The following is a 23167-nucleotide window of genomic DNA, read 5'->3' on the forward strand; positions in this document are numbered from 1 at the left end:
TAGTCAAACAGACGGTGCGTCGCGCAACAGATGCTGGCGCCATTGCGCCTGTTCGGTGGCTGGCGCATCGACAAGAAACTGGTACTTGCCCGCCACCCGGGTGGCCACCGCGACACCCTCCCGGTACAGGACGCGGTTGCCCGCCACCGCCGTTACCTTGGCCCCAGGCAACAAGGTACCCACCAGGTTCAACGGATCGCAGCCGCTGACCACCACCAGCTCGCCTTGCGGTGAGCGCCTGCGTACCTGGCGCAATAGCCCCACCGCTTCGGGCAAGGCGAACTGCTCCCCCGCCAGCCCGGCGATAAAGCGCCCGCCACGGATCTCGCCGCGGGCCTCGAGGCGGTGGTAGCAGCGCAACAGGTCGCGCCACGGCGGCAGCACATCGCTCTCGCGCTCCAGCAGGCGCCAGCAGACGACGCCATAGCGGCGCAGCAGGCTGCGGGCGACATGCTCCAGGCGCTTGCCTGCATCCACTGCAACGCTCGAACGGCGCAGCAGCGCCCAGCGTCCGGCGTGGACCATGCTGCTCGACAGCGCCGGATGGCCGCGGCGGCTGTTACGCGAAGCGCGCTTGGCCGCCGGAGTGATCAGGCTGCGCAGGCCACTGAAAGCATCGGCGCTGGCCAAGCCCGATCCGACCAGCTCCTGCAGGGCCGACTCCAGCTCGCTGGGTAGCAGATGAGCTTCGTGGGCCAGCTCATCGAAGAACAAGGCGCCTTGTTCCTGCAGCGTCTGCAACACCCGCCGTGCGCGTGCACCCAGTTGTTCGAGGTCCGGAGTGGGCGCCAGGCTGCGCCACAGTTCCAGGTGCTCGCGGGGCAGCAGCACCAGCGGCGTGCTGGCCAGGGTGCTGGCTGACAGCGTGGACGCCAGCCGGCTCCAGGCCCACTGGCCACTGCGACAGGCGTCGTCCAGCCAGTGCGGGCTGTAGCCCTTGATCCGTGCCGGCAACAGGTCGCTTTCCCAGGCCCCGGCGGCGGCTGGGAAACCTTGCAGTTGGGCGAGCACTTCGCCCAGCGCCTGCGGCCCGCGCAGGCGTGTTTCGCCGCCCAGGTGCTGCCAGTCGAACAAAAACCTCATGAAGTCCTGCAGGCTGACCGGCTCGATTTCCTGGCGCAGGCGCTTGACCGTGTAGCGGTGGATGCGTGCCAGTAGATGCCGCTCGCACCACTGCGGGCCGGTCTGGCCTGGGCTGAAGTGGCCACGCATCACATAGCCTTCGCCTTCCAGGCGGGCCAGGGCCTGTTCGGCATTACCCGCTGCCTGTGCAAGCGGATCGATGAGCTCGGGCAAGGTTAGCGGCCCGAAGCCACTGAGTCGGGCGCGCAGCAACTCGACCAGGGCCGTGTCGAGGTCCCATACATCGGCGAAACCCGGCAGCACCGCAACGTCCGGGGCCGGGCGTGCCTCGGGATACAGGATCCGCATCGCTTGCAGGCGCTCGCGGGCGAACCACAGGCGTCGCTCCCCAACATCCAGATGACAGGCACGCCCTGCCTTGGCCAGCTGCAACAGCAGCTGCGACCAACCGTGATTGACCTCGACTTCAGGTTGGGCAATGGCACCCAGGCTCATCAGCGCCTCATGCATTTCGTCAGCGTTGCTCGCCTGTGGCCAGGCCTCGGCCTGTACCGCGGCGATGGCATCGCCGTCCAGCGCACCCAGGTCGTCGGCGCTGTGCACCTCGTTCCAGCGTCGGTTGAGCACGGCCTGGGTACGCCGTTCCTCCAAGGGCGCGTCATCGAGGAAGGTATAGGGCCGAGCGTTGAGGATGGCGGATGCCAGCGGCGACGGGGCCGACAGGTCGCGACTGAGCAGGCGCACCTCGTCGTTTTCCATGCGCCGCAACAACGCCAGCCAGCCCTCGCTGTCCATGGCCTCGTGCAGGCAGTCGTCGAGGGTCTGTTGCACCAGCGGGTGATCGGGGATCTGGCGTTCGCCGACAATGTTTTCCAGGCAGGCGATCTGGTCGGGGAACACTGCGGCAACCAAGTCCTCGCCCTTCATGCGCTGGATCTGCGGCGCCACCTTGCGTCCGCCCACATAGCGCGGCAACGCCAGGGCCACCGCCGCATTCCTGCGCCAGCGCACGCCGAACAGCGGCGCATCGAGCAGGGCCTGGACCAGGATCGGCTCCGCGGTGCTGCTGTGCAGGTAGCGCCACACTTCGTCCAGGGCGAAGCTGTGGCTGGTGGACAGCGACAGCACGATGGCGTCCTCGCTGGCCGCCGCCTGCAGCTCGAAATTGAACGTACGGCAGAAGCGCTTGCGCAGGGCCAGGCCCCAGGCCCGGTTGACCCGGCTGCCGAAGGGCGAGTGAATGATCAGCTGGGTACCGCCGGACTCGTCGAAGAAGCGCTCCATGACCAGTGTCTGCTGCGAAGGCAGGGCGCCCAGCACCTGCCAGGTGCGGCCCAGGTAGTCGAGCAGTTGCGCGGCGCAGGTTTCATCCAGGGTATAGGTCGCTTGCAGCCAGGCGCGCATCTGCGGACCATCGCTGGCCTGCAATTGCAGGTCGATCCGCTGCTGCAGGCGGGCCACCGCGGCGGACAGCTCGTCACTGCGCCCCGGCGCCTCCCCCAGCCAGAACGGGATGGTCGGCGGCAGGCCGTGGGCGTCTTCGACCCGCACTCGACCAGGTTCGACCCGCAGGATGCGATAGGAGGCATTGCCCAGCTGGAAGATATCGCCGGCGATGCTCTCCACCGCGAAGTCTTCGTTGACGCTGCCGATGTTCAGCGCCTGGGGTTCGAGCAGCACGGCATAGTCGGCGGTTTCGGGGATGGTGCCGCCGCTGGTCAGGGCGGTCAACTGGCTGCCACGGCGCCCACGCAGGGTGTGGTTCAGCGCATCACGGTGCAGGTAGGCGCTGCGGATGCCCTGGCGACCGTTGAAGCCCTCGGCAAGCATGCGCAGCAGGGCCTGGTAGTGGCCTTCGTCGAGCAGGGCGTAGGGACTGGCTCGGCGTAGCAGGTCGAACAGCGCCCGTTCTTCCCACGGTTGGTTGCCGACCTCGGCGATGATCTGCTGGGCCAGTACATCCAGTGGCGCCGCCGGGATGTGCAGTTCGTCCAGCTCGCCCTGGCGCACGCAGTCGAGCAGGGCGACACACTCGATCAAATCGTCCCGTGAGGTGGGAAACAGGCGCCCCTTGGGCACGCCGTCGACCTGGTGGCCGGAGCGTCCGACGCGCTGCAGGAAGGCAGCGATCGAACCCGGTGAGGCGATCTGGCAGACCAGGTCGACCTCACCGATATCGATTCCCAGCTCCAGCGAGGCGGTGGCCACCAGCACCTGCAGTTCGCCGCCCTTGAGGCGCTGCTCGGCGGCCAGGCGATGCTCCTTGGCCAGGCTGCCGTGGTGCGCTGCCACCGCGTGGTTGCCCAGGCGCTCGCCAAGGTGACGGGTCAGGCGCTCGGCCAGGCGCCGGGTGTTGACGAACACCAGGGTGGTGCGGTGCTCGCGGGCGAGGGTGGCGAGGCGGTCGTAGACCAGGTCCCAGACATCCGTGGCCATCACCGCGCCCAGCGGCACGGGTGGCACTTCCAGGGCCAGGTCACGATGGCGGGCATGGCCGATATCGACGATGGCGCAGGGACGTTCCTGCCCGACCAGGAAACGCGCCACGCGCTCCACTGGGCGCTGCGTGGCGGACAGGCCGATGCGCCGCAGCGGCCGGCCAGTCAGGGCCTGCAGACGCTCAAGGGTCAGCGCCAGGTGGCAACCGCGCTTGTTGCCGGCCAGCGCGTGGATCTCGTCGACGATCACCGTGTGCACGTTGGCCAGCCCCTCGCGGCCCGAGGCCGAGCCCATCAGCACATAGAGTGATTCCGGCGTGGTCACCAGGATATGCGGCGCCAGCTTGCGCATGGCCGCGCGCTCCTTCTGCGGGGTATCGCCGGTGCGTACGGCGGTGGTGATGCGCGGGGCTTTGAGACCAGACTGTTCGAGTTGCCCGCCGATGCCTGCGAGCGGCGCGTCGAGGTTCAAGCGGATGTCATTGGACAGCGCCTTGAGCGGTGAGACGTAGACGACCAGGGTCTGCGCCGGCAGTTCGCCGCCTTGTGCCAGGCCCTGGCGAAACAGCTCGTCGAGCACGGCGAGGAAGGCGCTGAGGGTCTTGCCCGAGCCGGTCGGGGCGGCCAGCAGCATCGACTGGCCACCGTGGATCAACGGCCAGGCGCCGGCCTGGGCCTCGGTGACCGTGGCGAATCGCTGGTGGAACCAGGTGGCGACGGCGGGGTGGAACAGGCCGAGCACCGGGTGTTGCGGGGCAGGGAGGTTCATGGGTTGGTTATGGCGGGTTGCCGGCGACTTGGCAAGGGGCCGTTCGTCCGCCTGTTCCGGAGTTGCCGATTACGCGTGGGCTTGCCCCGCGATAGGGCCTGGTCAGGTATTCTGCGGCCCTTCATCTGCTCGTGAGTCCAGCATGTCCAACACCATCCGTATCGCCGCCGCTTTGCTCATCGACCTGCAAGGCCGCACCCTGCTGGTCCGCAAACGCGGCACCCAGGCGTTCATGCAGCCCGGCGGCAAGATCGATGCGGGCGAGTCGCCGGCCCAGGCGCTGGTGCGCGAGCTGCACGAGGAGCTGGGCTTGTGCGTCGATCCGGCCCAGGCCGTTCACTTGGGCCGTTTCAGTGCCCCGGCCGCCAACGAACCGGGCTTCGAAGTGCAGGCCGAGTTGTTTCGCGTCCAATGCGTCGAGACGGTAAGCCCGGCGGCGGAAATCGAAGAGGTGACCTGGCTGTCCGCCGACCAGGCGACGGACCTGGATCTGGCCCCTCTGACTCGCGACCTGATCCTGCCGCTGTGGCGCGAAGGCCTCAACGTACCGCGCTGACCCCGTCCAGGGTGGCGAACGAGGTGTCCTTGGCGGTCAGCAGGAAGTCGCGCATGTATGGCGCATCGAGCATGTCGGTGCGCACTGCGGCGTAGAGCGTGGCGAACAACCCTTTCTCGCCCAGGCGCTTGCCCTTCACGTAGCCCCGCGAGCTGTACTCGTGCAGCGCCCAGTGCGGCATGCCGCACACGCCGCGGCCGCTGGCCACCAGTTGCATCATCATCACCGTCAGCTCCGAGGTGCGCACCGCCGCCGGCTCGATGTCGGCCGGCTCCAGGAAACGGGTGAAGATGTCCAGGCGGTCGCGCTCCACTGGGTAGGTGATCAGGGTCTGATCGAGCAGGTCCTGGGGCACGATGAACGGCTTGCTGGCCAGCGCATGCTGGTTGGCCACGGCGAGCATGGCCTCATAGGTGAATAGCGGCACGTAGGTGATGCCGGCCAGGTCCACGGGGTCGGAGGTCACCACCAGGTCCAGGTCGCCACGGGCCAGGGCCGGCAGCGGGGCGAAGGCGAAGCCCGAGGCCAGGTCCAGTTCCACCTCCGGCCAGGCGTCGCGGAACTGGTCGATGGTCGGCATCAGCCATTGGAAGCAGCTGTGGCACTCGATGGCCATGTGCAGGCGTCCGGCGGTGCCGCCGGCCAGGCGGGCGATATCGCGCTCGGCGCCGCGCAGCAGCGGCAGGGTGGCGTCGGCCAGTTGCAGCAGGCGCAGGCCGGCGCTGGTGAAGCGGATGGGCTTGGTCTTGCGCACGAACAGCGGCAGGCCCAGGCGCTCTTCCAACTCCTTGAACTGGTGTGACAGCGCTGACTGGGTCAGGTGCAGGCGCTCGGCGGCCTCCACAAGGCTGTCGGCTTCGCGTAGGGCATGAAGGGTTTTCAGGTGGCGGATTTCCAGCACGACGGCTCCGTGAGCATTCTTTGAACTAAAACGAGTTGGCGTTGAGTTTCCCTCATGTTGCACTGTGCTGTCGACAACCGGATATACACGACCGCTCGGCCGGGTTCACGAAACTGTCACGGTTTTGTGGCAGCGCGCCCGAACGGATTTCATCAGACTCGCGCTCTACTGGGGATCTGCATTCTGGTGTTTCTTTCATGCGGGCTTTACTGCTTTTCTTCTTGCTGCTGGTCAGCGTGCCGGCGAGTTTCGCCGAGGGTCGCTGCGACGTCCATGTGCCGGTGCAACGGGCCGAACTGGGTGAACTGAGCCTGGTCTACCAGAGCGTCGGCGCGCCCCGTGACCCGGCGCTGTTGCTGGTCATGGGCCTGGGCGGGCAGTTGATCCACTGGCCGGACGATGTGGTCGAGGCCTTGTGTCGCCAGGGTTTCAGGGTGATCCGCTACGACAACCGCGATGTCGGCCTGTCGCGCTGGAACCAACTGCCTGCCTCGGCCAACCTGACCGTCGAACTGCTGCGCTACAAGCTGGGGCTGCCGGTGTCGGCGCCTTATACCCTCACCGACATGGCCGGTGACGGTTTGCGCCTGATGGATGCCCTGGGGATCCGTCAGTTTCATGTGCTGGGGGTGAGCATGGGCGGCATGATCGCGCAGCACCTGGCGGCGATGGCCCCGGAGCGGGTGAGCAGCCTGACCCTGGTGATGTCCAGTTCGGGCGCTGCCGGCCTGCCGGCGCCGGATCCGGCTTTGGTGCAGTTGCTGGCGCGGCGCAGTGCGCCGAGCCGCGAGGTGGCCATCGAGCAGCAGGCCGATCTGCTGGCGGCACTGGGCAGCCCCGAGGTGCGGGATGACCGTGCCGCGCTGCTGGAACAAGCTGCCGTGGCCTATGACCGGGCGTTCAATCCGGAAGGGGTCAAACGCCAGATCATGGCGATCCTTGCCGAACCCAGCCGGGTCGAACTGCTCAATCAATTGCGGGTGCCGACGCTGGTGGTGCACGGCACCGCCGATCCCTTGTTGCCAGTGATGCACGGGGTGCATCTGGCGGCGCATATCCAGGGTAGCCAGTTGCGGCTGATTCCTGGGCTGGCGCATCGCTTTCAGGAGCCGTTCAAGGCGCCGTTGTTGGGGGCGGTTCTACCCTACCTGCAGGCGCATCGACAGGATGTCACGCATATTGCCCGGCTTTAAAGGCTCTCGCCGCAGGCCCGCTTCCAGCATCGTTTCGCGATAGGTTCAATGCATCCTTACCCAAACGCTCACCAGCACTGTCGCCGCCATCAGCCAGGCCACAGTGGCCAGCACCAGCGAAGCTTCCAGGCGCAGGCGATCGACCAGCACGTAGAGCGTCGCCAGATAGACGAAGTAGGGAATGATCGACCACATGCCGAACAGGATGGTGGCCTTCAGGTCTTCCAGCGACCGCCCCTTGCCGACGATATAGTGGGCGATCAGGGCAAAGGTGGGAAACAGCGGCACCAAGCCGGCAATGTAATAGTTGCGGGTCTTCGACAGGATTGCCAGGAGCACCACCACCCCGGCGCCCAGGGCCGCTTTGAATACCAGGTCCACGTTTTCATTCCAGGATTGGGGTTGCCGATCAGCCGAGGCCGTACTTCTTCACTTTGTCGAACAGCGTGGTCTTGGCCATGCCCAGCTCCAAGCTGGCCTGGCTGAGGTTGCCGCCGGTGCGCTGCAGGGCGTCGCTGAGCAGGTTGCGTTCGAACGCTTCCACCGCCTCGGCAAAACCCAGGCCCTGGCTGGCGCCGCCGCTTGGGCCCTTCTTGAATGCGGGCAGCCCCAGGGCATGGCGCTCGGCGACGTTGCGCAGCTCGCGCACGTTGCCCGGCCAGTCGTGAGCCATCAGCCGCGACAGGGTCTGGCTGTCTAGCGCTGGCGCTTCGCGGTCGAAGCGCAGGGCAGATTGCTGCAGGAAGTGCTCGAACAGTTGCAGGATGTCTTCGCGACGCTCACGCAGTGGTGGCAGCTCCAGGGTAACGACGTTGAGCCGGTAGTACAGGTCGCTGCGGAACTGGCCGCTCTGGCCCAGGGTGGCGAGGTCGGACTTGGTAGCGGCGATCACCCGGCAGTCCACCGGGATGCTCTGGTTCGAGCCCAGGCGCTCCAGGGTGCGCTCCTGCAGCACGCGCAGCAGCTTGATCTGCAGGTTGATCGGCATGCTCTCCACCTCGTCGAGGAAAAGCGTGCCGCCATTGGCGTGCTCGATCTTGCCGATGCGACGCTTGCCGGCACCGGTGAAGGCATTGGCCTCGTGGCCGAAGATCTCGCTTTCGAACAGGTTCTCCGGCAGGCCGCCGCAGTTCAGCGCCACGAACGGCTGGCCCTGGCGCCGGCTGAAGTCGTGCAGGCAGCGGGCGACCAGCTCCTTGCCGGTGCCGGTCTCGCCTTCGATCAGCACGTTGGCCGAGGTGTCGGCGACGTTGGCGATCAGTTCGCGCAGTTGCTCCATGGCCGGCGAGCGGCCGATGATACGCCCTTCCAGGCTGCTCTGTTCGGCCAGTTGGCGGCGCAGGGCGAATACCTCGCGAGACAGGCCGCGCTGTTCCAGTGCCCGGCGCACCACCTCGACCAGACGCTCCGGCGAGAAGGGTTTCTCCATGAAGTCGTAGGCGCCGTTGCGCATGGCGCCGACCGCCATGTCGATGTCGCCGTGGCCGGTGATCAGCACCACCGGCAGGCTGCGGTCGCGGGCCTTGAGGCGGTTGAGTAGCTCCAGGCCATCGATGCCCGGCAGGCGGATATCGCTGACGACGATGCCGGCAAAGTCGTCGCCGATGCGCTCCAGGGCCTGCTCGGCGCTGCCGACGCCTTCGCAGGCGATGTCTTCCAGGGCCAGCGCCTGCTGGCAGCCGAGCAGCACGTGCGGGTCGTCTTCGACGATCAGGACGGTGAGAGGTGCTTGTTTCATAGAGGCTCAGCCAATTCGCTAGGGGGCGTGACCAGGGGCAGGGCAAGCACGAACGCGGTGCCGCCACCGGCGGGATGTTCGACGCTCAGTGTACCCTTGGCGGCGGTGGCCAGGCTCGCCGACAGGGTCAGGCCCAGGCCCAGGCCATGCTCGCCCGGTTTGGTGGTGAAGAAAGGTTCGAACAGGTGCTTGCGCGCCTCGGCATCGATGCCGTGGCCGTTGTCGAGCACCCGCAGGCGATACTTATCGCCCTGCGTCTCGCCTTCGAGCCACAGTTGCGGCAGGGGTTGGGTGGCCATGGCGTCGAGGGCGTTGCCGATCAGGTTGACCAGGATCTGTTCCAGCCGGGTCTGGTCGATGGCCAGCAGTTGATCGTCGAACTGTCGGTGCAGTTGCAGGTGGCAGGCGCTGATGCGGTTGGCCAGCACCTGCAAGGTAGCCTCCACCGCCTTTTCTAGCGAGGCCTGGCCGCTGTCGTCGCCACGTCGGGCGAACGAGCGCAGGCTGGCGGTGATGCGGCCCATGCGGTCGATCAGGTCGTTCATGGTGCGCAGGTTGGCGCTGGCGGTTTCCAGCGCGCCGCGTTCGAGGAAGCGCACGGTGTTGCCGGACAGGGTGCGCAAGGCCGCCAGCGGCTGGTTCAACTCATGGGCAATGCTGGTGGACATCTGCCCGATGGCCGCCAGCTTGCCGGCCTGAACCAGTTCGTCCTGGGCGTGGCGCAGGGTCTGCTCGGCGTGGCGGCGCTCGCGGATCTGGCCCTTGAGCCGTTCGTTGCTGGCGCGCAGGTCGGCGGTGCGCTCGGTGATCTTGCGTTCCAGCTGGCTGTTGGCCTCTTCCAGGGCCTCGCGGGCGGCCAGGCGGGTGGCGATCACCTTGCGCCGCTCGTTCCAGGCGATGGCCAGGATCGCCAGCAGGGCGAAGGCCACGCCCACCAGGATGCCCTGCATCATCGATTCGCGGCGCAGGTCCTGCAGCGGGGTGAGCAGGGTGAAATGCCAGGGGGTGTCGACCAGGCGGCGGGTCTGGGCCAGGTAGGAGACTTCACGTTGCTTGCCCTGGTCGGTCTCGCTGTTGGCCGGGAAGGTGAGCTTTTCCACGCCGTCGGCCAGGGTTTCGCGGGCCAGCGGTTGCAGTTCGTTGAGCGGCCACCAGTAGTATTGCAGGCTGCGCGCGAGGCGCTCCTTGATCTGCGGGGTGAGCGGGCGTACTGATTTCAGGCGCCGGGCCGGGTCGCTGGAGAGAATGATGATGCCGTTCTCGTCGCTGACAAAGGCCTCCAGACGGGCACGCTGCCAGCGCTCCTCAAGGGTGTCCAGGCGAACTTTGATCACCGCCACGCCGATGATCTTGCCGTGTTCCTCCAACCCGTGTGCCAGGTAGTAGCCGGCCTCGCCGGTGGTGCTGCCGATGCCGTAGAAGCGCCCCGGCTCGCCGCGCACGGCGACCTGGAAGTAGGCGCGAAACGCCAGGTCCTCGCCGAGGAAGGAGTCGGCGTCGCGCCAGTTGCTGGTGGCCTGGACCCTGCCGTTGGTGTCGAGGACGAAGATCGCCCGGCTGCGGCTGCGCCGGTTCAGGCCCTCGAGGTATTCGTTGACGGCCTGACGGTCACCGGCCTCGGGGTCGGTGAGCAGGCGCGAGACGCTGTCTTCCAACTCCAGCAGGCTGGGCAGGTAGGTGTACTTGCTGATTTCGCTTTCGACGGTACGGGCGTGCAGCTCCAGCTGGCGCTCGCCGTTCTCGCTGAGGGTGCGGATGCCGTTGCTCTCGCTGATCAAGAAGCCAACGAAGCCCAGCCCAACCATCAGTAGAATGACCAGGGGCGGGAGGAGCAGTTGGCGGATCAGACGGGATTTCACGGCAGGCTGGGCAGGGCGAAGGAGCGAGGGGTCGCATTTCATCACAGTGGCCTTGTCACCACCAGCATCCGCTGCCCGGCAGCGCCGGGCAGCAGCGCCTGCTTAGTGTTGCAGGATCTTGCTGAGGAAGTGTTGAGTGCGTTCGTGGCGGCCTTCGGGGTTGCCGAAGAAGTCTTCCTTCTGGCAATCCTCGATGATGTGGCCCTTGTCCATGAAGATCACCCGGTTGGCGACCTTGCGCGCAAAGCCCATCTCGTGGGTTACGCACATCATGGTCATGCCTTCGTGGGCCAGCTCGACCATCACGTCGAGCACTTCGTTGACCATCTCCGGGTCCAGCGCCGAGGTCGGTTCGTCGAACAGCATGACGATCGGGTCCATCGACAGGGCGCGAGCGATCGCCACGCGCTGCTGCTGGCCACCGGACAGCTGGCCGGGATGCTTCTTGGCGTGGGCGCCGAGGCCTACGCGGTCGAGCAGGGCCAGGCCTTTCTTGGTGGCTTCCGCCTCGCTGCGGCCGAGCACCTTGCGCTGGGCGATGGTCAGGTTCTCGGTGATCGACAGGTGAGGGAACAGCTCGAAGTGCTGGAACACCATGCCCACCCGCGAACGCAGCTTGGGCAGGTTGGTCTTCGGGTCGGCGATGGAGGTCCCGTCGACCACGATGTCGCCCTTCTGGAAGGGTTCCAGTGCGTTGACGCACTTGATCAGGGTCGACTTGCCCGAGCCGGACGGGCCGCACACGACCACCACTTCCCCCTTCTTGACCTCGGTGCTGCAGTCGGTCAGCACCTGGAAGTCCCCGTACCACTTGTTGACGTTCTTGATGGAAATCATACGGCGATCCTTTTTTGCAGGCGCTTGACCAACCAGGAAGCGGAGAAGCTGATGAGGAAGTAGACGACACCGGCGAAGATCAGGAACTCATGGGAGCGCCCGATGATGTCGCCGTTGGAGCGGGCCGAGTTGAGGAAATCGATCAGGCCGACGGTGTAGACCAGCGAGGTGTCCTGGAACAGGATGATGCTCTGTTGCAAAAGCAGCGGGGTCATCTTGCGAAACGCCTGGGGCAGGATGATCAGGCGCATGCACTGGCCGTAGCTCATGCCCAGCGCCTGCGCGGCGCCCATCTGGCCCTTGGAGATCGACTGCACGCCGGCGCGGACGATTTCGCAGAAGTAGGCCGCCTCGAACATCATGAAGGCCACGACGCAGGAGGTGAAGGCGCCCACCGGGGTGTCTTCGCCGGTGATCCAGCGCAGCACGAACGGCACCGCCAGGTAGAACCAGGTGATCACCAGCAGCAGCGGGATGGAGCGGAAGTAGTTGACGTAGGCGCCAGCGATATTAGCTAGCAGCTTGTTCGACGACAGGCGCATCAGGGCAAGGATGGTACCCAGGGCAATACCGCCGACCACGCCCATGACCATCAGTTGCAGGGTCAGGACCATGCCGTCCCAGAGGGCGGGCAGGGCCGGGATGATTTCACTGAAATCCATGTCCATTTACTTGCCTCCCACGGAAATCAGGCCCGGTACCGCGACTTTCTTCTCGACCATGCGCATGAGCAGCATCAGGCCCATGTTCAGGGTGAAGTAGATCAGGGTGGCCAGGGTGAATGCTTCGAACAGGTTCGCGGAGAACTCGGCAGTCTGCTTGGTCTGCGCCAGCAGCTCCATCAGGCCGATCAGCGAGGCCACCGAGGAGTTCTTGAACACGTTCAAAAATTCCGAGGTGAGCGGCGGAATAATGATCCGGTAGGCCTGGGGCAGCAGCACGTTCATGTAGATCTGCGGGAGGCTGAAGCCCATCGCGCGCCCGGCCGACTCCTGGCCGCGGGGCAGCGCCTGGATGCCGGTGCGCACCTGCTCGCAGACACGGGCGGCGGTGAACAGGCCGAGGCAGATGACCACGCTGATCAGTGCCGAGGTGGTCGGGTTGAGGTCCTGCTTGAACCATTCCTGCAGGCCTTCTGGCAGCAGGTCCGGCACCAGGAAGTACCAGATGAACAGTTGCACCAGCAGCGGCACGTTGCGGAACAGTTCGACGTAGGCGGTGGCGATCCCTGACACCAGACGGTTGGGTACGGTACGCATCACGCCGAGCAGCGAGCCCAGCAGCAAGGCGATGATCCAGGCGGAGATGGCGATGGCGATTGTCCAGCCCAGACCGCTGATGTACCAGTCCAGATAGGTTTCGCTGCCCACGCCAGTGGACTTGAAGAACACGCCCCAGTCCCAGTTGTAATTCATCGGGATTTCCCCTCAGACGGTTGTTTCACGGGCACCTCGATACACCCGGGGGCGTTCGACGCCCTCGGATGTAAAGGTTAGACACTAACTAAGTGGCCTGTTGGATGGATTCGCGCGGAGGCGCTTCAGGCCACTATTTGCCGGAGGTCAGGACTTCTTCTCGTCCGCCGCCTTGTCGGTCGGCTCGGCGATCAGCTTCTTCAGCTCGTCGCTCATCGGGAACTGCAGGTTCAGGCCCTTTGGCGGGATCGGCTGCTGGAACCACTTGTCGTAGCTCTTGTTGACTTCACCCGACTTGAAGTAGGCGACGATGGCCTCGTCGACCGCTTTCTTGAAGGCCGGGTCGTCCTTGCGCACCATGCAGCCGTAGATTTCGTACGACTGTGGCGTGCCGGTGATGACCCAGTCGGCAGGCTTCTTGGCCTTGGCCATTTCACCGGCCAGCAGGGCGTCGTCCATCATGAAGGCCACGGCGCGGCCGCTTTCGAGCATGTTGAAGGCTTCACCGTGGTCCTTGGCGGAGATCACGTTCATCTTCATCTGCTTGTCGGCGTTCATCGCCTTGAGGATGCGCTCGGAGGTGGTGCCGGCGGTGGTCACCACGTTCTTGCCGGCCAGGTCGGCAAAGTCTTTATAGGAAGGCTGGCCATCCTTGACCTTGGTCAGCAGGCGGGTGCCGACTTCGAAGATGCCCACCGAGAAGCCGACCTGCTGCTGGCGCTCGACGTTGTTGGTGGTGGAACCGCACTCAAGGTCCACGGTGCCGTTCTGCACCAGCGGGATGCGGGTCTGCGAGGTGACCAGGTTGTACTTGATCTTGATGTCGGTGCCCAGTTGCTTCTTCAGGGCGTCGACGACGGCCAGCTGGATGTCGTGGGAGTAGCCTACCGGTGCGGTGCTGCCGGCCAGGTAGGAGAACGGGATGGAGGAGTCGCGATGGCCCAGGGTGATGGTGCCGGAGTCCTTGATCTTCTTCAGGGTGCCGGTCAGTTCTTCGGCCATGACCGGCGACGAAATGACTGCTGCCGCGATGGCGGCGCCCAGCAATTGACGAACGATGCGCATCAAATTTTCCTCGACGTGTTTGTTTTTTTTATGGAGCCGTTGGCGGACTCTTTCGTTCAACGAATACAGCATGAAGCGTGGTGCATTCGGCTTCCAAGTGTAGAGCATGAGTCGTGCCAAGCTCTGATGTCGATCATAACGCCGCGAAAATGCTGGGGATTAATGTTTTTTGATGCCTTTACGACAGTATGTGTCGTACGGATTTCCGAAAGGATGGGACGTGGCGCATTCGGAAATCCGAACGAATGGCTGCGCGCAGATGCATCAGTCAGATGCATTGGGGCCGCAAAGCGGCCCCATGGATGATGATCGAACCCAAGCTTTAGCAGTTTGGCGTCAGGCAGCCTGCACGCGGTTGCCCTGGGTCTGCTGCAAGTAGTCAGCCAGTGCCTGTTGCTCGATCGCACTGGTGAACAGGCCCAGCTTGGTGCGGCGCCAGAGGATGTCGTCGGCGCTGCTGGCCCATTCTTCGGTGCACAGGTAGTCGACCTCGCGGGTGAACAGGCCACCGCCCATCGACTGGCCGAGGTCTTCGGGGCCGCTGACACCGTCGAGCAGACGCCACACACGGCTGCCATAGGTCGTGGCCCAACGCTTGGCAATATCCAGTGGCAGCCAGGCATGACGTGCCACCAGCGCATCGACCAGGGCTGGTGCGGTTGTCATGCTTTCACCGCCGGGGAGTGGTGCGCCTGCGGTCCAACTGCCGCGCATCTGGGTGAAGAATGGCTGCAGCTCGGCCATGGCTGATTCGGCCAGCTTGCGGTATGTGGTCAGCTTGCCGCCAAACACAGACAGCAACGGCGCCTCGCCCTGGGCGGCAGACAGCGCCAGGGTGTAGTCGCGGGTCACGGCCGAAGGGTTGTCCGATTCGTCGTTGCACAGCGGGCGCACGCCGGAATAGGTGTGCAGGATATCGGCGCGGCTGAGCTGGTGGTTGAAGTGCTCGTTGACCACCTTGAGCAGATAGTCGGTTTCCTGTTCGGTGATCGCCACCTTGGCCGGGTCACCGCTGTATTCGCGGTCGGTGGTGCCGATCAGGGTGAAGCGATCCAGGTAAGGAATGCAGAAGACGATGCGCTGGTCTTCGTTCTGCAGGATGTAGGCGTGTTCGCCCTCGTACAGGCGCGGCACGATCAGGTGGCTGCCTTGTATCAGGCGAATGCCGTACGGCGCATCGAGCTTGAGGTCGTCCTTGATGAAGCTGGCGACCCAAGGGCCGGCAGCGTTCACCAGTGCCCGGGCGCGGATGCTCTGCAGGCTGCCATCGGCATGCTGCAGTTCCACCTGCCACAGGCCGTCGACGCGTTCGGCGCGCAGGCAACGGGTGCGGGTATGGATGTGCGCGCCTTTCTCCCGGGCGGCCATGGCATTGAGCACCACCAGGCGAGCATCGTCCACCGCGCAGTCGGCGTATTCGAAGCCGCGGGTGATGACTGGCTTGAGCGGGTAGCCTGGGCCGAATCGCAGGCCGCGCGAGGCGCCCAGACGCTTGCGCTTGCCCAGGTGGTCATAGAGGAACAGGCCGGCACGGATCATCCAGGCCGGGCGCAGGTGCGGGCGATGGGGCAGCACGAAGCGCATAGGCTTGACGATGTGCGGCGCCTTGGCCAGCAGCACTTCACGCTCGGCCAGTGCTTCGCGCACCAGGCGGAATTCGTAGTGCTCCAGGTAGCGCAGGCCGCCGTGGATCAGCTTGCTGCTGGCCGAGGAGGTGTGCTGTGCCAGGTCATCCTTTTCGCAAAGGAACACCTTCAGACCGCGCCCGGCGGCATCGGCAGCGATACCGACGCCATTGATGCCACCGCCGATCACGGCGAGGTCGTAGCAGTCCTGGAGTGGTGGCTGGGACGAAACGGGCTGGGACACGGGCAAGGCCTCCTGGGGCTGTTCACATCGAATATGAACATTAATGTTCGTTTTCGAAAATACTAGCGCAATGAACAGGCGGCTGCCAGTCAGTCTTTATAGAAAAAACTGATCGGATGACAGGGAAATGAACATTTGTGAAAAAGGTGGGGTGAACGGTAGAAGATTTTCAGGGGTATTGAGATCGAGCGCCGCCCGCGCGGCGCTTGATCTCACAGGCGATACAAGGGCTGAGGCCTGCGCCCTTCGCCCTCCCACGGCCTCTGCTTCAAACCACCTCGAGACGAATCTTGTACTGATTGAGCAACTGCGTCAGGGCAGAAGAAGGGGCCTGGTCGGTCACCAGGCAGTCGATCAGGCTGATCGAACCGAGGCGAACCATGGCATTGCGGCCGAACTTGCTCGAGTCCGCCGCCAGTAGCACCTGGCGGGCGTTGCTGATGATCGCCTGGGATACACGTACTTCCTGGTAGTCGAAGTCCAGCAGGCTGCCGTCTTCGTCGATACCGCTGATGCCGACCACGGCGAAATCGACCTTGAATTGGCTGATGAAGTCGACGCTTGCCTGGCCGACCACGCCGCCGTCGCGACGGACCGTGCCGCCGGCCACCAGTACCTCGAAGTCGTCCTTGGCCGCCAGGATCGCCGCCACGTGCAGGTTGTTGGTGATGACCTTCAGGTGGTTGTGGTTGAGCAGGGCGCGGGCGATGGATTCGGTGGTGGTGCCGATGTTGATGAACAGTGAGGCATGGTCGGGAATCTGCCGTGCCACGGCTTCGGCGATGCGTTGCTTCTCGTCGCGCATCTGGTCGGCGCGCATGGCGTAGGCGGTGTTCTCAATGCTCGAGTCGTAGGCCGCGCCACCGTGATAACGGCGCAGCAGGTTGCCCTCGGCAAGCTGGTTGATATCGCGGCGGATGGTCTGCGGGGTGACGACGAACAGCTGCGCCATCTCTTCGATGCTGACATAGCCGCGTTCGCGGACGAGCTCGAGGATTTGTTGTTGGCGTGGGTGCAGATTCATGGGCGGTCCTTTGGGGCTGCCGGACAAATTCTGCAATGATGCCGTAGGACGGAGATGACGACCAGTAGGCCGTTGGTCAACTGGGGCTGCACGGCAGCCCCTGCATTACTAGATCAGGCGTCGTGATCTTCCCAGTCGCGGGTACGATCCACAGCCTTGCGCCAGCCCTTGTACAGCTTCTCTTTCGCCGCTTCATCGAGCTGCGGGCTGAACTCGCGTTCGATGATCGCCTTGTCGCGCAACTCGTCCAGGCCGCTCCAGAAGCCGCAGGCAAGGCCCGCCAGGTAGGCCGCGCCCAGCGCCGTGGTCTCGCGCATCTTCGGACGCTCGACGCAGGTGCCGAGAATGTCGGCCTGGAACTGCATGAGGAAGTTGTTGGCCACTGCGCCACCGTCCACGCGCAGTTCGGAGAGGCGCTGGCCGCAGTCCTGCTGCATGGCGTCGAGCACATCGCGGGTCTGGTAGGCGATCGACTCCAGGGCGGCGCGAATGATGTGATCGACCTTGACGCCACGGGTCAGGCCGAACAATGCGCCACGAGCGTACGGATCCCAGTACGGCGCGCCCAGGCCGGTGAAGGCCGGTACCAGGTAGACGCCATTGCTGTCCTTGACCTTGCTGGCGAAGTACTCGGTGTCGTAGGCGTCGTTGACGATCTTCAGCTCGTCGCGCAGCCACTGCACGGTCGAGCCGCCATTGAACACCGCGCCCTCGAGGGCGTAGGCCACCTCGCCGCGTGGGCCGCAAGCGATGGTGGTGAGCAGGCCGTGAGACGACTGGACCGCCTTGGCGCCGGTGTTCATCAGCAGGAAGCAGCCGGTGCCGTAGGTGTTCTTGGCCTGGCCCGGTTCGACGCACATCTGGCCGAACAGCGCCGATTGCTGGTCGCCGGCGATACCGGCGATGTCGATGCCGCTCTTGGTCTTGCCATAGACCTCGGACGATGGGCGCACTTCAGGCAGCATCTGGCGCGGAATGCCGAGGATATCGAGCAGCTTCTCGTCCCACTGCAGCGAATGGATGTTGAACATCAGCGTACGCGAGGCGTTGGTGTAGTCGGTGACATGCACCTTGCCGCCGGAGAATTTCCAGATCAGCCAGGTATCGATGGTGCCGAACAGCAGCTCGCCACGTTCGGCGCGTTCGCGGGCGCCTTCGACATTGTCGAGTATCCACTTGAGCTTGGTGCCGGAGAAGTACGGGTCGGTGACCAGGCCGGTGGCTTCGCGGATGTACTGCTCGTGGCCGTCGCGCTTGAGCTGGGCGCAGATGTCGGTGCTGCGGCGGCATTGCCAGACGATGGCGTTGTACACCGGGCGGCCGGTTTCCTTGTCCCAGACGGCGGTGGTCTCACGCTGGTTGGTGATGCCGATGGCGGCGACCTGGGCGTGGCTGATGCCGGCCTGGGCCAGGGCCTCGACCATGGTCGCGCTCTGGGTAGCGAAGATTTCCATCGGGTCGTGTTCGACCCAGCCCGCCTGCGGGTAATGCTGGGCGAATTCACGCTGCGAGGTGCCCACCACGTTGGCGTCGCGATCAAAGATGATGGCGCGCGAACTGGTGGTGCCCTGGTCCAGGGCGATGATGTAGTTCTTGTCCAGGGTATCGGTCATGTCGGTGGCCTTGCACGAATAAGGGAGTAGGTCAGGGCGTGGCGGGCGCCGGCCTTGCGGTCCGGGCCCGGCGCTGGCATCAGGAAACCTGGGTATCACCCTGAGGATTATCGTCTGTCTGTTGGGCCGCAGCCTGGGTTGTCGGCAAGTTGCGGGCGATCACCCCACGGTACAGGGCCGCGCCCAGGCTGGCACCGAGGATTGGCGCGAACACCGGCACCAGGAAATACGGAATATCGCGCCCGCCGGTGAAGGCGACTTCGCCCCAGCCGGCCAGGAAGGTCATCAGTTTAGGCCCGAAATCTCGCGCCGGGTTCATTGCGAAGCCGGTCAGCGGTCCCATGGCGCTGCCGATCACGGCGATCAGCAGGCCGATCAGCAGCGGGGCGGTGGCGCCGCGTGGCAGACCGTTGTTGTCGTCGGTCAGGGCCATGATCACGGCCATCAGGATCGCGGTGATGATCACTTCGACCAGGAAGGCCTGGCCAGTGGACAGCGCCGGGTGCGGGTAGGTGGAGAACACCGAGGCCAGCTCCAGGCTGGCCTGGCTGCCGCGTACCATGGCGTGGCTTTGTTCGAAATCGAAGAATAGGTTGCTGTACAGGAAGTACACCAGGGCCGCGCCGCAGAATGCGCCGCACACCTGGGCCAGCATGTAGAACGGCAGCTTGCGCTTGTCGAAACCGGCGAACACCGCCAGGGCGATGCTGACCGCTGGGTTCAGGTGCGCGCCGGAGACGCCGGCGGTCAGGTAGATCGCCATGCTCACGCCGACCCCCCAGATGATGCTGATCTCCCACAGGCCGAAGCTGGCGCCAGCGACCTTGAGCGCGGCGACACAACCGGTGCCGAAGAAGATGAGCAGGGCGGTGCCGAGAAACTCGGCCAGGCATTGGGCGGATAACGTGGGTTCGCGTAGAGCAGTTGTCATGTGTGACCTCGGTTCTTGTTGTTGTGAGGCGCTGGGCGCTCGACAGCAAAAAAGCCCGGAGTCGATCCCCATTGACGCCGGGCAGGTACAGGTAGTGCACCTTATAGGTGCACCATTTATTCATAAACGAAAAAATATAGACAAGAAACGCTGATGTCAAAGGTCGAAAATGAACGCTTGGCCACAATCTGACTGACGCACCGGGTCGTGAATCCATGGCCGCTGCTCTAGCCTGGGACCTGCGCTGGCTGCACCGGTAGAATTGCCCTAAAGTACCGGGCGACTTGTGATCGACTGGAGCCGTTGATGACCCCCGCCCTGGACCTTTTGAAGAAGGCGCGCGCCGAGCACCGCGTGCACAGTTACGAACATGATCCGAAAACCGCCTCGTATGGCCTGGAGGCGGCGGAAAAGCTCGGCCTTGACCCGTTGCGGGTATTCAAAACCTTGCTCGCCAGCAGTGAAAAGGGCGAACTGCTGGTGGCCGTGGTGCCGGTGGTCGGGACCCTCGACCTGAAGGCCCTGGCCCACGCGGCGGGAGTGAAAAAGTGCGAAATGGCCGACCCGCAGGCCGCCCAGCGCGCCACGGGTTACCTGGTCGGCGGGATCAGCCCGCTGGGGCAGAAGAAGCGCTTGCGCACTTTTATCGATCAATCCGCGCAACAACATGAAACGATTCATGTGAGCGCTGGCCGCCGTGGTCTTGAAGTGGAGCTGGCCGCCACAGTGCTGGCGACCCACACCCAGGCACAGTTCGCCGAGATCGGTCGCGGCTGATCATCTGTACTGATAGAAATTCTACGACTCTGTCACTGTCGGGCCCTGGCGGCATGCCGCATGCTCGGGACCTTTCCCGCCAGATACAGGAGTCGTGGCATGCAGTTGCATTTTCATCAGGTGGACGCCTTCAGTGACCGCCCCTTCGCTGGCAACCCGGCCATGGTCTACCGCCTGGACCAGTGGCTCGAAGATGGCCTGATGCAGCAGGTGGCCGCCGAGCACAACCTTGCCGAAACCGCGTTCGTGGTGGCCGAGGATGATGGCTATCGGATCCGCTGGTTCACCCCGAGCACCGAAGTCCCCCTGTGTGGTCACGCCACCCTGGCCAGCGCTCATGTCCTGTTCGACGTCTATGCTGAGCAGGCGCCGCGCCTGGACTTCAAGAGCCGTTCGGGCCTGCTGAGCGTCAGCCGTGAGAATGGCCGCCTGTGGTTGGACTTCCCGCGCATCGATCCGCAGCCGTTGACCGAGCCAGTGGCGGTGGCCGAAGCGCTGGGCTGCGAGGTGCGCGAGGTCTACCAGACCCGCGAGCTGTTCGTGGTGCTCGACTCGGAGCAAGCGGTACGCGATTGCGCGCCGGACATGGCAGCGCTGGCTCGCCTGCCGGGCTTGGGAGTGATCGTGACGGCTCCAGGCGAGCGGCATGATTTCGTATCGCGCTATTTCGCTCCGGGCATTGGCATCCCGGAAGACCCGGTCACCGGCTCCACCCATTGCTCACTGATCCCGTACTGGGCGGCGCGACTTGGCAAGTCCGAGCTGCAGGCCTTCCAGTGTTCGACCAGGGGCGGTGAGCTGTTCTGTCGTCTGGAAGGCGAGCGGGTGAAGATCGGCGGGATGGCAAGGCGCGTCGCCAGCGGCACATTGATGCTGTGAGGATCTAGCGCATCAATGTGCGCAGCTGACGCGTCGCACGCCTTGCTCATGGCTGGAGAGCTGCGCAGCGACGCTACCGGGCACCGCGAACAGCACCAGGTGGTCCGCAGCAACCGCAATGCCGACATCCTGGCCGACCTGATGGTCATTGTGGCTGGGGAAAATCGACTCGAGCTGGCTGCCGGTGGGCAGTTGCAGGCGATACAGCGTCGAGGCGCCGAGGAAGCTCTTGCCGATGATCCGCGCCCGCAACGGGCTGTCGGGAGCATGGACGATATCATCCGGGCGCAGCAGCACGTCCACCGAGCTGCCGGGAGCCATGGTGTAGGCGCGGTTGCCGCGCAGCTCGCCGAGTTCGGTGGTGACCGACTCGTGGCTGCTCATCTGGCCGCGAATGAAGTAACCCTGGCCGATGAAGCTGGCGACGAACGGGGTCTGCGGCTCGTGGTAGAGGTTGTAGGGGGTGTCCCACTGTTCCAGACGACCTTCTTTGAACACGCCTACATGGTCGCTGACGGCAAAGGCTTCCTCCTGGTCGTGGGTGACCAGGATGGCGCTGGTGCCACGGCTCTTGAGAATGTCGCGCACCTCATGGCTCAGGCGCCGACGCAGCTCCACGTCGAGGTTGGAGAACGGCTCGTCGAGCAGCAGCAGCTGTGGCTCCGGCGCCAGCGCCCGGGCCAGGGCCACGCGCTGCTGCTGGCCACCGGACAGTTCGTGCGGGTAGCGCCCGCCCAGGCCGCCGAGCTTGACCAGTTCGAGCATCTCGTCGACCACCGCCGCCTGGCGCGGATGCTTGCCGATGCCGAAGGCGATGTTCTGCGCCACGGTAAGGTGTGGGAACAGGGCGTAGTCCTGGAACACCATGCCAATCCGGCGCTTTTCCGGGGCCAGGGTGAACCCGGCGCGGGAAATGACTTCGCCGGCTAGCTGGATTTCGCCATCGTGCACCGGCTCGAAGCCGGCGATGGCGCGCAGCGTGGTGGTCTTGCCGCAGCCGGAGGACCCCAGCAGGCAACCGATGTCGCCTGCGTTCAGGTGCAGGTTGAGGTTCTGGACGATGCGTTGCTCGCCATAGCCGCAGGCGAGGTTGCGCAGGTTGAGCAGTAGCTGTTGACTCATGCGTGGTGGTAAGCCGGTTCTACAAGGAATTCCAGAAGGGCCTTCTGCGCATGCAGGCGGTTTTCAGCTTCGTCCCAGGCGACCGAACGAGGGTCGTCGAGCAGGTCCTGGCTGATTTCCTCGCCACGGTGGGCGGGCAGGCAATGCATGAACAGGGCATCGGGTGCCGCCAGGTCGAGCAGTTCGCGGGTGACCTGGTAAGGCGCGAAATGCGCCAGGCGCCGTGCAGTTTCCTCTTCCTGGCCCATGGAAGTCCAGACATCCGTGGTCACCAGGTGAGCGCCGCGCACGGCTTCTTTCGGATCACGGATGATCTGCACGCGGTCACCGCCCAGCGCCAGGAAGCGTTGATCAGGCTCGTAGCCTTCAGGGCAGGTGATGCGCAGTTGGAAATCGAACTGCACGGCAGCTTCGATATAGGAGTTGCACATGTTGAAGCCGTCGCCGACCCAGGCCACGGTCTTGCCCTGGATCGCGCCACGGTGCTCGAAGAAAGTCTGCATGTCGGCCAGCAGTTGGCAGGGGTGCGACTCGTCGGACAGGCCGTTGATGACCGGCACCTTCGCGTTGGCGGCGAACTCGGTGAGGGTGCTGTGGGCGTGGGTGCGGATCATCACCGCGTCGACCATGCTCGACAGCACGATGGCGCTGTCGGCGATCGGCTCGCCGCGGCCCAGCTGGGTGTCGCGCGGCGACAGGAAGATGGCCTGGCCGCCGAGCTGGATCATGCCGGCCTCGAAAGACACCCGGGTGCGGGTCGAGGACTTCTCGAAGATCATGCCCAGCACGCGGTTTTTCAGCGGCTCGAACAGCACGCCTCGTTTGCGCAGGTCCTTCAGCTCAATGCCGCGACGGATCACGCCGAGCAATTCGTCAGCGGTGAAATCCAGCAGGGAGAGAAAGTGCCTAGCGCTCATGATTGACTACCTTATCTGCAACGTTTTGCAGGTCGACCGTATGGGTTTTGTTGACAACGGGGGTGACCTGCGGCGTAAGCCGCACAGGGCGGACGGAATAGGGAAAGGCGCAATACTATAATTAAATGTCGCCTGAAACCAAGAGGGGAAACAGCGCCTCTGTGTCAATGGGTGTCGTAAG

At 64.6% G+C, this 23167-nt stretch carries 19 protein-coding genes; 4 read left to right on the forward strand and 15 right to left on the reverse strand.

Translation table 11 applies throughout. The features are described from left to right. Window positions 1–3: 3 nt before the first annotated feature. Window positions 4–4290, reverse strand: coding sequence for a DEAD/DEAH box helicase (locus K5H97_RS06095; protein WP_028690101.1), 4287 nt, complete (start codon window positions 4288–4290; stop codon window positions 4–6). 142 nt (window positions 4291–4432) lie between these two features. On the opposite strand from K5H97_RS06095, the gene K5H97_RS06100 reads away from it, so the two are divergent. Beyond that, complete coding sequence (locus tag K5H97_RS06100; RefSeq protein ID WP_028690100.1) at window positions 4433–4846, forward strand: NUDIX hydrolase; 414 nt, start codon at window positions 4433–4435, stop codon at window positions 4844–4846. Here the strand turns inward: K5H97_RS06100 and metR are convergent. Beyond that, the gene (metR, locus tag K5H97_RS06105) at window positions 4830–5747 is read right to left on the reverse strand and encodes a transcriptional regulator MetR (RefSeq protein WP_028690099.1); all 918 of its coding nucleotides are present in this window, start codon (window positions 5745–5747) and stop codon (window positions 4830–4832) included. The two genes, K5H97_RS06100 and metR, sit on opposite strands and share 17 nt — an antisense overlap. A 197-nt stretch (window positions 5748–5944) precedes the next feature. On the opposite strand from metR, the gene K5H97_RS06110 reads away from it, so the two are divergent. Then, a complete protein-coding gene (locus K5H97_RS06110) occupies window positions 5945–6940 on the forward strand; it encodes an alpha/beta fold hydrolase (RefSeq protein WP_028690098.1) in 996 nt (331 codons plus the stop codon). Between the two features lie 45 nt (window positions 6941–6985). Here the strand turns inward: K5H97_RS06110 and K5H97_RS06115 are convergent, their stop codons facing one another. The 11 genes from K5H97_RS06115 to K5H97_RS06165 all read right to left on the reverse strand — a co-directional run bounded on the left by K5H97_RS06115 (window position 6986) and on the right by K5H97_RS06165 (window position 19291). Further along, entirely contained in the window at window positions 6986–7321 is a 336-nt protein-coding gene (locus K5H97_RS06115; RefSeq protein WP_028690097.1) for a GlpM family protein, read from the reverse strand. Between the two features lie 28 nt (window positions 7322–7349). Next, window positions 7350–8678: a two-component response regulator AauR gene (aauR, locus tag K5H97_RS06120; RefSeq protein ID WP_028690096.1), complete on the reverse strand. Its 1329-nt coding sequence runs from the start codon at window positions 8676–8678 to the stop codon at window positions 7350–7352. Then, window positions 8675–10579: a two-component sensor histidine kinase AauS gene (gene aauS / locus K5H97_RS06125; protein WP_028690095.1), complete on the reverse strand. Its 1905-nt coding sequence runs from the start codon at window positions 10577–10579 to the stop codon at window positions 8675–8677. The genes aauR and aauS overlap by 4 nt, the downstream gene beginning before the upstream one ends. A 60-nt stretch (window positions 10580–10639) precedes the next feature. Then, entirely contained in the window at window positions 10640–11374 is a 735-nt protein-coding gene (locus K5H97_RS06130) for an amino acid ABC transporter ATP-binding protein (protein WP_028690094.1), read from the reverse strand. Beyond that, complete coding sequence (locus K5H97_RS06135; RefSeq protein WP_028690093.1) at window positions 11371–12042, reverse strand: amino acid ABC transporter permease; 672 nt, start codon at window positions 12040–12042, stop codon at window positions 11371–11373. The genes K5H97_RS06130 and K5H97_RS06135 overlap by 4 nt, the downstream gene beginning before the upstream one ends. Then, a complete protein-coding gene (locus tag K5H97_RS06140; RefSeq protein ID WP_028690092.1) occupies window positions 12043–12789 on the reverse strand; it encodes an amino acid ABC transporter permease in 747 nt (248 codons plus the stop codon). Between the two features lie 147 nt (window positions 12790–12936). Next, window positions 12937–13854: a glutamate/aspartate ABC transporter substrate-binding protein gene (locus K5H97_RS06145; RefSeq protein WP_028690091.1), complete on the reverse strand. Its 918-nt coding sequence runs from the start codon at window positions 13852–13854 to the stop codon at window positions 12937–12939. Between the two features lie 336 nt (window positions 13855–14190). After that, entirely contained in the window at window positions 14191–15723 is a 1533-nt protein-coding gene (gene glpD, locus K5H97_RS06150) for a glycerol-3-phosphate dehydrogenase (protein ID WP_028690090.1), read from the reverse strand. Between the two features lie 268 nt (window positions 15724–15991). Beyond that, window positions 15992–16747, reverse strand: coding sequence for a DNA-binding transcriptional repressor GlpR (glpR, locus tag K5H97_RS06155; RefSeq protein WP_028690089.1), 756 nt, complete (start codon window positions 16745–16747; stop codon window positions 15992–15994). A 113-nt stretch (window positions 16748–16860) separates the two neighbouring features. Beyond that, window positions 16861–18360, reverse strand: coding sequence for a glycerol kinase GlpK (gene glpK, locus K5H97_RS06160; protein WP_028690088.1), 1500 nt, complete (start codon window positions 18358–18360; stop codon window positions 16861–16863). A 79-nt stretch (window positions 18361–18439) separates the two neighbouring features. Then, window positions 18440–19291, reverse strand: coding sequence for an MIP/aquaporin family protein (locus tag K5H97_RS06165; protein ID WP_028690087.1), 852 nt, complete (start codon window positions 19289–19291; stop codon window positions 18440–18442). A 306-nt stretch (window positions 19292–19597) separates the two neighbouring features. Here K5H97_RS06165 and ybaK point away from each other — a divergent pair, with 306 nt between their 5' ends. Both ybaK and K5H97_RS06175 read left to right on the forward strand, forming a co-directional pair. Continuing rightward, on the forward strand, window positions 19598–20068 hold the full coding sequence (gene ybaK / locus K5H97_RS06170; protein WP_028690086.1) for a Cys-tRNA(Pro) deacylase: 471 nt from the start codon (window positions 19598–19600) through the stop codon (window positions 20066–20068). A gap of 99 nt (window positions 20069–20167) precedes the next feature. Next, on the forward strand, window positions 20168–20947 hold the full coding sequence (locus K5H97_RS06175) for a PhzF family phenazine biosynthesis protein (protein WP_028690085.1): 780 nt from the start codon (window positions 20168–20170) through the stop codon (window positions 20945–20947). Between the two features lie 12 nt (window positions 20948–20959). Here the strand turns inward: K5H97_RS06175 and K5H97_RS06180 are convergent, their stop codons facing one another. Further along, window positions 20960–22069, reverse strand: coding sequence for an ABC transporter ATP-binding protein (locus tag K5H97_RS06180; protein ID WP_028690084.1), 1110 nt, complete (start codon window positions 22067–22069; stop codon window positions 20960–20962). Next, entirely contained in the window at window positions 22066–22986 is a 921-nt protein-coding gene (argF, locus tag K5H97_RS06185) for an ornithine carbamoyltransferase (protein ID WP_028690083.1), read from the reverse strand. Before argF ends, K5H97_RS06180 begins: the two co-directional genes overlap by 4 nt. Between the last annotated feature and the right edge of the window lie 181 nt (window positions 22987–23167).

It is taken from the genome of Pseudomonas mosselii (assembly GCF_019823065.1).
Classification (GTDB): domain Bacteria; phylum Pseudomonadota; class Gammaproteobacteria; order Pseudomonadales; family Pseudomonadaceae; genus Aquipseudomonas; species Aquipseudomonas mosselii.